The 13258-nt window shown below is 72.4% G+C and carries 16 protein-coding genes; 11 read left to right on the top strand and 5 right to left on the bottom strand.

The annotated features are described in order from the left end of the window. Nucleotides 1-115: 115 nt before the first annotated feature. From ACFFHU_RS12925 to ACFFHU_RS12910, 4 genes are all read left to right on the top strand, one after another. Nucleotides 116-313: a hypothetical protein gene (locus ACFFHU_RS12925; RefSeq protein ID WP_377338505.1), complete on the top strand. Its 198-nt coding sequence runs from the start codon at nt 116-118 to the stop codon at nt 311-313. Continuing rightward, the gene (locus ACFFHU_RS12920) at nt 310-714 is read left to right on the top strand and encodes a type II toxin-antitoxin system VapC family toxin (protein ID WP_377338504.1); all 405 of its coding nucleotides are present in this window, start codon (nt 310-312) and stop codon (nt 712-714) included. Before ACFFHU_RS12925 ends, ACFFHU_RS12920 begins: the two co-directional genes overlap by 4 nt. A gap of 632 nt (nt 715-1346) precedes the next feature. After that, nucleotides 1347-2738, top strand: a complete 1392-nt coding sequence (locus tag ACFFHU_RS12915; protein WP_377338502.1) for a ricin-type beta-trefoil lectin domain protein — start codon at nt 1347-1349, stop codon at nt 2736-2738. 70 nt (nt 2739-2808) lie between these two features. Beyond that, complete coding sequence (locus ACFFHU_RS12910; protein WP_377338500.1) at nt 2809-4227, top strand: lectin; 1419 nt, start codon at nt 2809-2811, stop codon at nt 4225-4227. A gap of 80 nt (nt 4228-4307) precedes the next feature. Here the strand turns inward: ACFFHU_RS12910 and ACFFHU_RS12905 are convergent, their stop codons facing one another. Further along, nucleotides 4308-4709: an RICIN domain-containing protein gene (locus ACFFHU_RS12905; RefSeq protein ID WP_377338499.1), complete on the bottom strand. Its 402-nt coding sequence runs from the start codon at nt 4707-4709 to the stop codon at nt 4308-4310. Here ACFFHU_RS12905 and ACFFHU_RS12900 point away from each other — a divergent pair. After that, on the top strand, nt 4639-4833 hold the full coding sequence (locus tag ACFFHU_RS12900; protein ID WP_377338544.1) for a hypothetical protein: 195 nt from the start codon (nt 4639-4641) through the stop codon (nt 4831-4833). The two genes, ACFFHU_RS12905 and ACFFHU_RS12900, sit on opposite strands and share 71 nt — an antisense overlap. Before the next feature lie 131 nt (nt 4834-4964). Continuing rightward, nucleotides 4965-5711 carry a phosphotransferase family protein gene (locus tag ACFFHU_RS12895; RefSeq protein ID WP_377338497.1) on the top strand — a complete coding sequence of 249 codons (747 nt, stop codon included), beginning with the start codon at nt 4965-4967 and terminating at the stop codon, nt 5709-5711. 53 nt (nt 5712-5764) lie between these two features. Here ACFFHU_RS12895 and ACFFHU_RS12890 read toward each other — a convergent pair whose 3' ends face one another. Next, nucleotides 5765-6238 (bottom strand): RrF2 family transcriptional regulator, encoded by a 474-nt coding sequence (locus ACFFHU_RS12890; RefSeq protein WP_377338495.1) that lies wholly within the window; start codon nt 6236-6238, stop codon nt 5765-5767. Nucleotides 6239-6317: 79 nt separating this feature from the next. Between ACFFHU_RS12890 and ACFFHU_RS12885 the strand changes: the two genes are divergently transcribed. Further along, nucleotides 6318-7061 (top strand): SDR family oxidoreductase, encoded by a 744-nt coding sequence (locus ACFFHU_RS12885; RefSeq protein ID WP_377338493.1) that lies wholly within the window; start codon nt 6318-6320, stop codon nt 7059-7061. Between the two features lie 138 nt (nt 7062-7199). On the opposite strand, the gene ACFFHU_RS12880 is transcribed toward ACFFHU_RS12885, so the two are convergent. After that, nucleotides 7200-8006, bottom strand: coding sequence for an SAM-dependent methyltransferase (locus tag ACFFHU_RS12880; protein ID WP_377338491.1), 807 nt, complete (start codon nt 8004-8006; stop codon nt 7200-7202). A 112-nt stretch (nt 8007-8118) separates the two neighbouring features. Here ACFFHU_RS12880 and ACFFHU_RS12875 point away from each other — a divergent pair, with 112 nt between their 5' ends. Next, entirely contained in the window at nt 8119-8973 is an 855-nt protein-coding gene (locus tag ACFFHU_RS12875; RefSeq protein WP_377338489.1) for a class I SAM-dependent methyltransferase, read from the top strand. Nucleotides 8974-9006: 33 nt separating this feature from the next. On the opposite strand, the gene ACFFHU_RS12870 is transcribed toward ACFFHU_RS12875, so the two are convergent. Next, entirely contained in the window at nt 9007-9546 is a 540-nt protein-coding gene (locus ACFFHU_RS12870; protein WP_377338488.1) for a GNAT family N-acetyltransferase, read from the bottom strand. A 48-nt stretch (nt 9547-9594) separates the two neighbouring features. Here ACFFHU_RS12870 and ACFFHU_RS12865 point away from each other — a divergent pair, with 48 nt between their 5' ends. Both ACFFHU_RS12865 and ACFFHU_RS12860 read left to right on the top strand, forming a co-directional pair. After that, nucleotides 9595-10164, top strand: a complete 570-nt coding sequence (locus tag ACFFHU_RS12865) for a helix-turn-helix domain-containing protein (RefSeq protein ID WP_377338486.1) — start codon at nt 9595-9597, stop codon at nt 10162-10164. A 133-nt stretch (nt 10165-10297) separates the two neighbouring features. Continuing rightward, the gene (locus tag ACFFHU_RS12860) at nt 10298-11614 is read left to right on the top strand and encodes an MFS transporter (RefSeq protein WP_377338484.1); all 1317 of its coding nucleotides are present in this window, start codon (nt 10298-10300) and stop codon (nt 11612-11614) included. A 9-nt stretch (nt 11615-11623) separates the two neighbouring features. Here the strand turns inward: ACFFHU_RS12860 and ACFFHU_RS12855 are convergent, their stop codons facing one another. After that, nucleotides 11624-12370 (bottom strand): SDR family NAD(P)-dependent oxidoreductase, encoded by a 747-nt coding sequence (locus tag ACFFHU_RS12855; protein WP_377338482.1) that lies wholly within the window; start codon nt 12368-12370, stop codon nt 11624-11626. A gap of 227 nt (nt 12371-12597) precedes the next feature. On the opposite strand from ACFFHU_RS12855, the gene ACFFHU_RS12850 reads away from it, so the two are divergent. Next, nucleotides 12598-13128, top strand: a complete 531-nt coding sequence (locus ACFFHU_RS12850; RefSeq protein WP_377338480.1) for a DUF4760 domain-containing protein — start codon at nt 12598-12600, stop codon at nt 13126-13128. The last annotated feature ends 130 nt before the right edge of the window (nt 13129-13258 follow it).

Here is a 13258-nt window from a genome sequence, read left to right as displayed (position 1 = left end):
TCTTATGGCCCTGCGGCGTGCGGCTCACCGTATCGCCGGCATGTCGCAGCGGAGGAGTGCGGCCTATGACCGTGCGACAATGAGCGAATCTACGTCGCGGCGAAGGTGAGACGTGATGTCCAGCAGTGCTGAACAGGTGCCCGAGTGGCCAACGAGTGAACATGTGCCGGCGGAGGAATTGGCCCGCCGGCAGGGCATACGGCCGGTCGTCTCCGTTGACGATCTTGCTCGTCCGACGTTGTTCGAGTCCGACGACGAGCTAGACGACTTCCTGGCCGATTTGTACGCCTCCCGGCGGGCTGGCGCCGAGTGAGCCTGGTCGTTCTGGATACGGACGTGGCATCGGCGATCCTGCGAGGTCGCCTGCCGGACCGGCTCCGCAATCGGCTGGTCGGTAAGACCCTGTGCATCACCTTCGTCACGCTCGGGGAATTGACCAAATGGACCGTCCTGCGGAGTTGGGGACCGCGCAAGCTGGCTGATCTGACACAGTGGCGGTCCAGTGTTGTATTGCTGCCCTTCAATGAGACGGTGGCCACTGCCTGGGGTCAGCTCCAAGCGCGAGCGCAGCAACGCGGCCGTCCCCGTCCGACGAACGACTCTTGGATCGCGGCCTGCTGCTTGGTCGATCGACTGCCACTGGCTACATTCAACACCAAGGACTACGCCGACTTCGCCGAATACGACGGCCTTTCTCTGTTCGACGTCTCCTGACGCTTTTGCATGAGCCAGTCAGCGCCATTCGGTGATGGCCGTCCCACCTCGGTGAACCCCGGCCTTACCCGCGAGGCGCATCACCCGACGTTGGCCGCCTGAACGGCGAGCACCCGGCTCCCGAGGGAGCGCGGCGTCGAGCCGGCCGAGCACTGCAACGCGAGCCTCGGTGGCGCATGACATCCCACCCCCGCGACCAGAAGAGGTGGCCGAGATCCACCTTCCCCGGCCGCGAGCGGTGCCGCGACGGTCTCTGGAGCAGGATCTGGCGCGTACGGTTAGCGGCCGGGTAAGTCAGTAATATTGACTTCCGGCTATGTATGACTCATCCTCGTGGGGAACGCATGGCGACCGACGATCGCCGAGGGCATGCGGTCTACCGATTGATCAGCCGATCCATCCGGGCCCGGGTCGTCCCGATCAGCGCGGCTGCAGCTATCCCATCGCCCAGTTCGGCCCTGCGCTCGGCACAGGAGTCATACACATGCCGAGGGACGAGACCGTCCCTGGTCGCACTGATACCACGAACCCGATCGCTTGACGGCGGCAAGCTGCCCACCCTACAGTTGTCGAACCGGTTCGATAGATATACATCAATCGAATACCCTCGGCTCACCTCAACCGGAGACGTCATGCGTGCCAGACTCGTCCGTCCGCTGGTGAAGGCGACCGCGGTGGCCGCCGCCCTGCTGCTGGCGGTGCTGACCGGCGCCTCGCCGGCGATCGCCGCACCCGCCACGATCACCCCCGGCACCATGTGGACCGACACCGCCGGCAACCGGCTGCAGGCGCACGGCGCCGGCATCTTCACCGTCGGCTCGACCTACTACATGGTCGGCGAGGACAAGAGCGCCGGCTCCACCTTCACCGCCGTGGCGTGCTACTCCTCCACCGACCTGGCGCACTGGACCCGACAGACCAACGCGCTGTCCCGGCAGGCCAGCGGCGACCTCGGCCCCAACCGCATCGTCGAGCGACCCAAGGTGCTCTACAACAGCGCCACCGGCAAGTACGTGCTGTGGATGCACATCGACAACACGTCCTACCAGGACCGGCGCGCCGGGGTGGCCACCAGCAGCACTCCGTGCGGCCCGTACACCTATCTGGGCGCCACCGGCCCGCTCGGGCACCAGAGCCGCGACCTCGGGCTGTTCAAGGACGACGACGGCACCGCGTACCTGATGCACGACGACCCGGCCGGCCTGCTGCGCATCGACCGGCTGTCGGCGGACTACACCACCGCGCAGGCCGCGGTGGCCAGCTTCCCGGAGATCGAGGCGCCGGCGATCGCCAAGGTCGGCGGCCGGTACTTCCTGCTGGGCTCGCACCTGACCGGCTGGGGCACGAACGACAACGTGTACGCCACCGCCACGTCGCTGTCCGGGCCGTGGAGCGGCTTCAGCAACGTCGCCCCGGCGGGCACCCGCACGTACGACTCGCAGACCTCGTTCCTGCTGCCCGTCACCGGCAGCGCGGGCACCAGCTACGTGTACGTCGGGGACCGCTGGAACGCCGGCGACCTCAACTCCTCGCTGCCGGTCTGGCTGCCCATCACGCTGAACGGCGGCACCGGCACGGCCGCGCTGAGCTGGTACCCCTCCTGGGGCATCGACACCGCCACCGGCTCGACCAGCCTGCCCACGTACCGGCTCACCGGCGCGCAGTCCGGGCGCTGCCTGGACATCGCCGGGGCCTCGACCGGCAACGGCGCGACCACGCAGCTGTGGGACTGCAACGGCGGCGCGAACCAGACGTTCGCCCCGACCACGGCGGCCGAGTTGCGGGTGTACGGCAACAAGTGTCTGCAGGCGCGCAACCAGGGCACCAGCGCGGGCACCGCCGTCGAAATCTGGGACTGCACCGGCGCGGCCAGCCAGCTGTGGATGCTCTCCAACGACGGCACGATCGTCGGCGTCCAGTCCCGGCTGTGCCTGGACGTCAACGCGCAGGCCACCGGGAACGGCAGCAAGGTCCAGTTGTGGACCTGCAACGGCGGCGCCAACCAGCGGTGGAACCGCGGCTGATCCCGGGCCGACCGGCCGGCACGCCGCGACCGCGAGCTAGGCACATCCCCATCCACGAAGGGAACAGACCATGTCCAGACATCGGCTTATCGGCGGCGTCATCGCGGGGGTGGCCGGGCTCGTCGTCGCCCTGGGTGGCGCCACGCTCGCGGCCGGGCAGAACGCGACCGGCCCCCAGCACGCGACCGGACCCCAGCACGCCACCGGGCCCCAGCAGGCGCCCGGCCCGCTCGCGGCGACCGCCGGCTGCGGCAAGGCCCCCACGCTGGCCAGCGGCAACCACACGATCTCCAGCAGCGGCCAGAACCGCTCCTACATCCTGCGGGTGCCGGCCAACTACGACAGCAACCACCCGTACCGGCTGGTCTTCGGCTTCCACTGGAACGGCGGCACCGCGGGCGACGTGGACTCGGGCGGCACCGACGGCTACAACTGGTCGTACTACGGCCTGCGCCGGCTGGCTGACGCCGCCGGCAACGGCACGATCTTCGTGGCGCCGCAGGGCAACGGCAACGGCTGGGCCAACCCTAATGGTCAGGACGTGACGTTCGTCGACGACATGCTCCGGCAGCTCGAGGCGGGCCTGTGCGTGGACACCGCCCAGGTCTTCTCCTCCGGCTTCAGCTACGGCGGCGCCATGTCGTACGCCCTGGCATGCGCCCGGCCGACGGTCTTCCGCGCGGTGGCGGTCTACTCCGGGGCCAACCTCAGCGGCTGCAACCCCGGAACCCAGCCGGTGGCCTACATCGGGCTGCACGGCATCCGGGACAACGTCCTGAACATCTCGTTGGGCCGCTCGCTGCGGGACACGTTCGTCCGCAACAACGGCTGCACCCCGCAGAACCCGCCCGAACCGGCGCAGGGCAGCCTCACCCACATCGTCACCGCCTACTCCGGGTGCCGGGCCGGATATCCGGTGGTCTGGGCCGCGTTCGACGGCGCCGGTCACGATCCCGGCCCGCGCGACGGGTGCACCTGTGACGGCTGGCAGACCTGGACCTCGGGCGTGGTCTGGAACTTCATCACCCAGTTCGACGGCGGCACGCCGCCGACCACCACTCCGCCGCCGACCGGCGGCCCGACCACCCCGCCGCCGGGAACCGGCCAGCAGCTCGTGGGCGGCCAGTCCGGCCGGTGCGTGGACGTGCCCAACTCGACCACCACCAACGGCACCCAGGTCCAACTCTGGGACTGCTCCGGCGCCGCCAACCAACGCTTCACCTACACCACCGGCAAACAACTACAGGTGTACGGCACCAAGTGCCTGGACGCCAACGGCCGCGGCACCACCAACGGCACCACCGTGATCATCTGGGACTGCAACGGCCAGACCAACCAGCAGTGGAACCTCAACGCCAACGGCACCATCACCGGCGTGCAATCCGGACTCTGCCTCGACGCCAACGGCGCCGGCACCACCAACGGCACCAAACTCATCCTCTGGTCCTGCAACGGCGGCGCCAACCAGCAGTGGAGCCTGCGCAACTGACGCGCCGCTCCGATCGAACGGGTCGGAACCTCAGCGCCGGGCCGGGCCAGACCGGCGCTGAGGTTCCGACCGGCGCCGGATCAGGCGCTGAAGGCCGACCAGTACTGGTTGGATCCGCCGTTCCAGTACCACGTGTCGATCGCGGCCCCCTGCCAGCCGGCCGCGCCGTAGACCTCGAGGTAGAGGCGGCTGGCCTTGCTCCCGACGGAGTAGCCGACGCCGTTGTTGGGCGCCAGGTCGGTGTACCAGAGTTGGGTGTCCGCGCCGGTGCACAGGAACTGGTACGTCTGGTCCCCGGCCACCCCGTCGGTGGTCAGGCACTGGCCGCTGTTCTGGTTGACGATCTCGTAGTAGCCGCCCGTCGGCACGAACTTCCAGATCTGGTTGGCACCTCCGTTCCCGCTCCATTGGATGACCGGCGCCCCGTACGCCTGCGACGCGCCGCTGCGGCCGGTCACCGGCACCTCGCTGGCCCGCACCATGTCGGTGGTGACCCGGGCCGAGGGCTACCGCCCGCCGGCGGCCGACGAGCTGGTCCGGCTGCTGCCGGCCGTGCTGCGCGAACTCGGCCCGGCCGACCTGCGGCTGACCGTGCCTGTCGGCTGAACCCCTCCGCCCAGGAGAACCGGGACGGTCGCGGAACGCTGGGCGGGTCGGCCGGTGCGGTCGGAACCTCAGCGCCGTGACAGGGCCTGACCCGGCCGGGTCTGGCGAGGGCTCCGGAATACTGGTCACCCATGGACGAGGTACGGGTCGTCGTCGCCCACTCCGAGCGCGCGACGCTGCGCGTCGGCGACATGTTCCTCAAGGTGGACGCCGATCAGGCACGCATCGACGCCGAGGTGGCGGCGATGTCCCGCGCGCCGGTTCCGACCCCGCAGGTGCTGTGGCGCAAGCCGCACGTGCTGGCGATCGCCGCACTCCCGGGCACGACGCTCGGTCGCCTCGGCGGCCCGGCGACCGGATCACCGGCGGCATGGGCCGCGGCCGGCGCCGCCATCCGCAACCTGCACGACGCGCCACCACCGCCGCAGCCGGGCCGCGCCGGGCGGAGCATCGCCGCGCTGTCGGCGGAGCTCGACGAGGAGTGCGGGCTGCTCGTGGCGGGCGGCGTCCTGCCGGTCGACCTGGTCACCCGCAACCGCCAGGTCGCCGCGGCCGCGCTCCGGCCGTGGAAACCGGCGTTCACCCACGGCGACCTGCAGATCGCGCACATCTTCGTGGACGGCGCCGAGGTCACCGGAATCATCGACTGGTCGGAGGCGGGGCAGGGCGACCCGCTGTACGACCTCGCCACCTTCACCCTGGGCCACGAGGAGCACCTCGACGATGTCCTCGCCGGCTACGGCGACGGCGTCGACCTCGACGTGATCCGCGCGTGGTGGTCGTTGCGCAGCCTGCTCGCGGTTCGCTGGCTGACCGAGCACGGCTTCGACCCATTCGCGCCGGGCTGCGAGGTCGACGTGCTGAAATCCCGGATGTGAGACCGGGCGGTTCCGGCCCGTCGAGCCGCTCAGCCCGGCACGACCGCCCGTCCTCAGGGCCGGCCGGTGAGGCGCGCCCGGGTGCGGCGCGGGGTCGACGCGGGCAGGGTGGCGATGATGTCGGCGAGTGAGGTGGCCGCGAGCGTCCGCCGCCAGGCCTCGTGCGCCTCGGCCATCTTGGCGGCCAGGATGCATGGCTCCCGGCACTGCGCGGCCGGCAGCGCCCCGCGGCCCTGCTGGCGGATCTCCCGGCACTCGTACGGGGAGGACCCGCCGTCGACCGCCTCGACAATCTGCAGGAGCGTGATCTCGGAGGCGGGCCGGCCCAGCCGGAAGCCGCCGCGCGGCCCCGTGGTGGCGGTCAACACCCCGGCCCTGACCAGCGACTGCAACTGCTTGGCCAGGTAGGCCGCGGGCAGGTCGTAGTACGCGGCGAGCTGCGCGGCCGACGCCGTGGCCCCGGCGTCGAGCTGCGCCAGCGAGGCGGCGCAGTGCAACAACCATTCGGTGCTGACCGGCAGCTTCATGCGACGAGCCTAACGCAGATATTGCGGATCTGTTTAGTCCTGGATAGCGTCGAGCGTGACACCACGGGAGGAGCTCATCATGCGCATCGCTGTCGCCGGAGCGACCGGGAACATCGGGGCCCGCACCACCACCGCCCTGGCGGACGCCGGCCACGAGGTGGTACGGATCAGCCGGTCACTCGGAGTGGACCTGACCACCGGCGAGGGGCTGGCGGCCGCCCTGACCGGCGTCGACGCGGTCATCGACGCCACGAACGCCGCGGCGGCCGACCGGGAGGAGGCCCTGTCGTACTTCGGCGCCACCACCCGCAACCTGCTGGCCGCCGAGGAAGCGGCCGGGGTCCGCCACCACGTGCTGCTGTCGATCGTCGGCATCGACCGCATCCACGACAATCCGCACTACGCCGGCAAGCGCGAGCAGGAACGGCTGATCGCCGCGGGTCCGGTGCCGTGGACGATCGTGCCGGTCACGCAGTTCCACGACTTCGCCGAGATGGTGACCGGCTGGGCCGAGCAGGACGGCGTGGCCACGATCGCGCCCCTGCTCGTCCAGCCGATCGCACCGGACGATGTGGCCGACATCCTGGCCGAGATCGCCACCGCCGCCCCGCAGGGGCGCCATCGCGACGTGGCCGGTCCCGAGACCCAGGACCTGGTCGACATGGCCCGGCGCACCCTCGCCGTCCGGGGACGTACGGTCAAGCTCGTCCCGACCTGGTCGGGCATCTTCAGCGCGGCCGCGGCCGGCGACGTCCTGCTGCCGCGGGGCGAGGCCCGGCTCGCGCCCACCACGTTCGACGACTGGCTCGCCCAGCAGCGCTGAACCCGACCGCCGCCCCCGGTGCGCCGGCTCCGACTCCGGGGCCGGGGCCGGGGCCGGGGCCGGGGCCGGGGCCGGGGCCGGGGCCGGGGCCGGGGCCGGGGCCGGGCGAGCATCCCGGGCCCGCCATTCCCGCCCGGATCAGGGCTTGCGGGCCACCGCGCCGTACCCGGCCGCGTCGGCCGGCGACGCGCCGGGCGCTCCGTCGGGCCGCCAGTCCACCACCGAGCCGATCCCCGGGGCCACCAGGTCCAGCCCGTCGAAGAACCGGGCGAACGCGGCGCGGTCGCGCGGCACGAACGTGCCCTGCGCCGGGGTCATCACGTCGCGCACCCGGGCCAGCGCCTCCGGCGGCAGGAAATCCAGGGTGGCGTGCGAGATCACCAGGTAGCTGCCCGACGGCACCGCGTCGACCAGCCGCCGGACCAGGCCGACCGGGTCCTCGTCGTCCCGGATGAAGTGCAGCACGGCGACCAGCAGCACCGCGACCGGCCGGCCGAAATCCAGTATGGCCAGCAGGTCGGGATGCGCCAGGATCTTCTCCGGCTCGCGCAGGTCCGCGTCCAGGTACGCGGTGCGGCCCGCGTCCGAGCCGGTCAGCAGCGCCCGGGCGTGGGCCAGCACGATCGGGTCGTTGTCCACGTACCCGACCCGGGCGTCCGGCGCGATCGCCTGCGCCACCTCGTGCGTGTTGTCCGCGGCCGGGATGCCGGTCCCGATGTCCAGGAACTGCCGCATGCCGGCCTCGGCGGCCAGATAACGCACGGCCCGGCGCAGGAACCGGCGGTTCTCCACCGCGGCCGTCCGGATCGCCGGAAACGCCGCGGCCACCGCGTCACCGGACTCCCGGTCCGCGGCGAAGTTGTCCTTGCCGCCCAGCCAGTAGTCGTACCGCCGGGCCGGATGCGGCACGCTCGTGTCGATCCGTGAACCAGCCTCGCCGTCCATGGCAACCACCCCCGTAGCTGTCCCGTCCGCCCACCGTACCCGAAGATCGTCGATGGCCGGCGCCCCTGCGGCGCGGCGCCCGTCCGCGGGCCGGGCGTGGCATGCTCGCCGGATGCCCGCCGAGCCACGCGCCGCGACCGAGCCGCCCGCCCCGACCCCGTACGACCGTTGGGAGCGCACGGCGTGGGCCGGCCGCGGTCCCGCCTACGCCGACACCTATGCGGTGGCCTGCGGGTACGCGGCGGGGCCGCTGCTGGACGCGGCCGGCGTCGGTCCCGGGACGCGGGTGCTGGACGTCGGCACTGGACCGGGCACGGTGGCCGCGCTGGCCCTCGAGCGCGGCGCCCGGGTGACAGCGGTGGACGCCGAGCCGTCCATGGTGGAGCTGGCGGCCGCCCGGGTGCCCGGCGCCGAGGTGCGCGCGGCGATCCTGCCCGACCTGCCGTTCCCGGCCGGCGCGTTCGACGCCGTGATCGCCAACTTTCTGATCAACCACGTCGGGCGGCCCGCCGCGGGCGTCGCGGAGCTGGCCCGCGTCACCCGGCCCGGCGGCCGGGTGGCGCTGAGCGTCTGGCCGCAGCCGGCCGGCGCCATGCAGCAACTCTGGTACGACGTGCTGGCCGCCGCCGGCCTGACGATGCCGGCCGACATCCCCACCGTGGCCGAGGCGGAGAACTTCGCCCGCACCCCGGACGGGTTCGCCGCCCTGCTGCGGTCGGCCGGCCTCGACCGGGTCGACTGCCGGCGGCTGGACTGGGTGCTGCGGGTCGACCCGGAGCGGTGGTGGCGCGGATCGCTGCACGGCTTCGGCGCGCTGGGCCGGGCGATGCGGCCGCTGCCGGAGACCGCGCGGGCGGCCGTGAAGCGGCACTACGACCGGCTCGCGGCCGGGCACCTGGCCGCCGACGGGTCGCTCGCCCTGCCGACCTCCGCCCTGGTGGCCACCGGCATGGTCCCGGCTGGGTAACGGCCCCGTGCCGCACCGGGTGGCGTGCGCGGGTCAGCGCGGTTCGGCCGGCGGGATCACAGAATCCTCGTCGGGCGCGAGATCGAGTTGCAGCCACGTGACGTCGTGCCAGGCGCCGAGCTTCCAGCCGATCCTGCGGTAGGTCCCGACGTCGCGATAGCCGAGCGACCGGTGCAGTCCCATGCTGGCCTCGTTGGGCAGAGCCACGCCGGCCAACACCCGCCGGAACCCGCGGGCCGCGAGCGTGGCCAGCAGGGCGCCGTACAGCGCCCGCCCCGCGCCGGTGCGGCGGCGGCCCGCCTGCAGGTAGATGCTGGAGTCGCAGGCCCAGCGGTAGGCCGCCCGGCTCCGGTGCTCGGTGCCGTAGGCGTAACCGATCACCGCGCCGTCCACCTCCATGACCAGCCACGCGTGGCGCCGGTTGGCGGCCTCGATGCGCCCGGCCAGCAGGGCGGGGCTGGGCGGATCGGTCTCGAAGGTGATGGCGGTGTCGGTCACGTACGGCGCATAGATGGCGGCGCAGGCGGCGGCGTCGCCCGCTGTCGCGCGGCGGATGTTCCCCTCCTCGATCATGTCTCCTATAGTAGGCATTATGGCTAACATAGTGTCAATGAGTCGGCCGTGACCGATGATCTCGGCACCGCCCTGGCCGCGACCGTGCGCGCCGCCCGGGAGGAGCGAGGGCTCACGGTCGCGGCGCTGGCCGACGCCTCCGGCGTGTCCCGCGCGATGATCTCGAAGGTCGAACGCGGCACGACCCAGCCGACCGCGGCCCTGCTCGCCCGGCTGTCCGGCGCCCTGCGCCTCACCCTGTCGGAGCTGATCGCGCGGGCCGAGGGCGACTTCGTGCGGCTGCGTCGGCGCGCCGACCAACCGGTGTGGACCGACCCCGAGACCGGGTACGTCCGCCGCGCGGTCTCGCCGCCGGCCAGCACCGCCCTGGAACTGGTCGAGGTGCAGCTGCCGCCCGGCGCCGAGGTCGGCTATCCGGCGCACGCCTACCGCTTCATCGACCAGCAGATCTGGGTGCTCTCCGGGCACCTGCGCTTCGTCGAGGGCGACCAGGTCCACGAGCTCGACGCCGGCGACTGCCTGCAGCTCGGCGCGCCCGCCGACTGCATGTTCGTCAACCCGACCGGCACGGCGTGCCGCTACCTGGTCGTGCTCCGCAAACTCGCAGGCGTCCGGTAACCCGACCGGGCGGGTGGCCACCGGCCCGCTCGCGGAGTTTTCCTGATCCAGCGGCGCGGTGGGGTTGGCGATCGCCGCGCGGCCTGGTTTGCTCTCCCCCGGCAACGGCCGGTCGGTGCGGGGAGGTGCGACCTTGGCGGCGCGGCGGTCCCTGGGGCGGCGGTTCGGCTGGCTGTGGGCGGCGTACGCGGTCAGCGCCTACGGCTCGGGCCTGGGCTTCGGCGCCATCCCGCTGATCGCCGTGCTGGTGCTGCACGCCAGCCCCGCCCAGGTGTCCGCGCTCTCGGCGGTGGGGCCGGCCGTGGGCGCGCTGCTCGCGGTGCCGCTGGGCCCGTGGGTGGAGTTCCAGCGCAAGCGGCCGGTCATGATCTCCATGGACCTGGCCCGGTTCGCGGCCATGCTGAGCATCCCGATCGGGTACGCCCTCGGGCTGCTCGGCTTCGTCCAGCTGCTGGTCGTCTCGGCCGCGGTGGCCGCCGCCAAAATCGCCTTCAACGCGGCCAGCGGCGCCTTCCTCAAGGCGCTGGTCCGGCCGGACGACCTGCTGGTGGCCAACGCGCGGTTCGAGTCCGCGCAGTGGAGTTCCATCGCGGTGGGGCCGCCGCTCGGTGGCGCGGCCATCGGCCTGTTCGGCCCGGTCACCACGGTGCTGGCCGACGCGCTCAGCTACCTGCTGTCCGCGCTGGGCATCGTGGCCATCGGCGGCCGGGAGGACCGACCGCGACGCCCCGACCCGGGCCGACCGCAAGCCGGGGCGAACCGGCCGCGGGCCGGCACGGACCGCCCGCAGGCCGGCACGGGCCGGAGGCGCGGCGCCGAGCTGCTGGACGGGTGGCGGCACCTGCTGACCCATCCCGGGCTGCGGGCGCTCTACCTCAACCAACTGCTCGTCAACGGCCTCATCATGGCCACCGAACCGCTGCTGGCCGTGCTCCTGCTGCGCCAGCTCGGGTTCCCGCCCTGGCAGTACGGCCTCGCCTTCGCCGCCCCCTGCCTCGGCGGGCTCATCGGCTCCCGCCTCGCCCGCCGGGTCGTGGCGCGGTACGGACGGCCCCGGATCCTTCGTACGGTGGGCGCGCTGCGCGCCGTCTGGCTGCTCGGCCTCGTCCTGGTCCGCCCCGGCGTGGTCGGCCTGGTCACGGTCATCGCGGTCGAGCTGGCGATCATCATCGGGATGAGCCTGTACAACCCGGTGCTGGCCACCTACCGGCTGGACAACACCCCGCCGGAACGCGTCGCGCGCACCCTGTCGGCATGGTCGATCGGCAGCAGCGCCGCCATCGCCGCGCTGAGCGCGCTCGGCGGCCTGCTCGCGGCGGCCACCAGCCCGCGTACCGCCATCACCGTGGCCGGGTTGCTGATCCTCGCCAGCCCGCTGCTGCTGCCCCGCCGCGAGCACGTCGAGCCGGTACGCGACGCCGAGCTCAGCGCCGCCGGCGCGCACCGGTGAGACACCTCGTCAGATGGTGAAGCCGCCGTCGACGTTGACCGTGGCGCCGGTGACGTAGCCGCCGTCGGGGCCGGCCAGGAAGGCGACCGCGGCCGCGATGTCGGCCGGCGCCGCGTACCTGCCGAGGGCGGTGAGCGCCCGGATGCCGTCGGCGTTCGGGCCGTCCGCCGGGTTGGCGTCGGTGTCGGTCGGACCCGGGTTGACCAGGTTCACGGTGATGCCGCGCGGGCCCAACTCACGGCCGAGTCCCTTGGTCAGCCCGATCAGCGCGGTCTTGCTCATCGAGTACAGCGCGAAGCCGGGGAACACCGCCCGCTCGGCCAGGTTGCTGCCGATGCTGACGATCCGGCCGCCGTCGGTCATGTGCCGGGCGGCGGCCTGGGCGGCGAGGAACGGCGCCCGGATGTTGACCGCCACCGTCTGGTCGAGCTCCGCCGCGCCGAGCTGCTCGACCGGGGCCACGATGAAGGCGCCCGCGTTGTTGACCAGGATGTCCAGCCGACCGAACTCCGCCGCCACCGCGTCGACCGCGCCGGCCACCGCGGCGGCGTCGGCGCTGTCCGCCCGTACCGCCAGGGGCCGCCGGCCCGCGGCCTTGATCTGCCCGACCACCTGGTCGGCCCGCTCGCTGTCACGCTGGTACGTGAACGCCACGTCGGCGCCGTCCTGGGCCAGCCGCAACGCGACGGCCGCGCCGATCCCCCGGCTGCCGCCGGTAACAAGTGCCACTTTTCCGTCAAGAGGGGTGCTGTTCATGACAATCAGCCTGCCTGGCCCGCGAGCTCGCGTCTGGCGGAAAACCGACGTCGGGTTCGGGGCCCCGGTGTCAGCCGTCCAATGTCGACGTCCCGGCCGCGCGGCGCCGGAACACGGCCCTGGCCGGCCCCGCCGAGCGGACGATCCTCCACCGATCGACGGCTCTCACTTGCCTGGTGTGGCTACCGTGATCTGCGGATCGATGCGGGCCAGAGCCCGCCGTCGACGTGGAGGACGTGATCGCGATGGATGCGGGCCTGGTCTTCAACGCCTCGGCGGTGGCGATCTCCCTGATGGCGCTGGCGGTGTCCACGCTGCTGACCGTCTGGCAGCTCCGCGCCGCCCGCAGCTCCAATCTCACGCTGGTCGCGCTGGAACTGCTCACCCGGGAATGCCGCAGCGAGGAGTTCCTGGAGAGTGAGGACTTCGTGCTCAACCGGCTGCAGGCCGAGCATTCACCCGACGGCGGGGTCTTCGGCCTGCCCTTTTCGGCTCGCAAGCACGTGCAGCGCATTGGCCAGTATTACGCCGGCCTCGGGATGATCTCGGTGTTCCACGCGGTCGACGACAGCCTGTTGCTGGGCGCCGTCCACTGGCGCGTCCGCGTCGCCTGGTCGATCCTGCAGCCGTACGTGATGGCCGAGCGGGCGCTACGCAAAAACCGGTACCTGAGTTACTTCGAGCACCTGGCGTGCATGGCGGGCGACGTGGACAAGGGTGACCTCCTGGCGAAACAGCGGCTCCGGAAGGCCTGGTGACGCGGCCGGACCGGGTCAGCTCGGCGACGCCGGGAGCAGCGCGTCCCAGGCGACCATCGCGCAGGACAGGGGGCGTACAGCGTTGACCTTGTCTCCTGGCTGAAGCCCACCGCCATGACCGCCGATAACC

Origin of the sequence: Plantactinospora siamensis, from assembly GCF_042434095.1 — a bacterium.
Lineage (GTDB): Bacteria > Actinomycetota > Actinomycetes > Mycobacteriales > Micromonosporaceae > KBS50.
The sequence above is the reverse complement of the archived record's forward strand: the minus strand, read 5'-3'. Positions and strand labels throughout refer to the sequence as shown.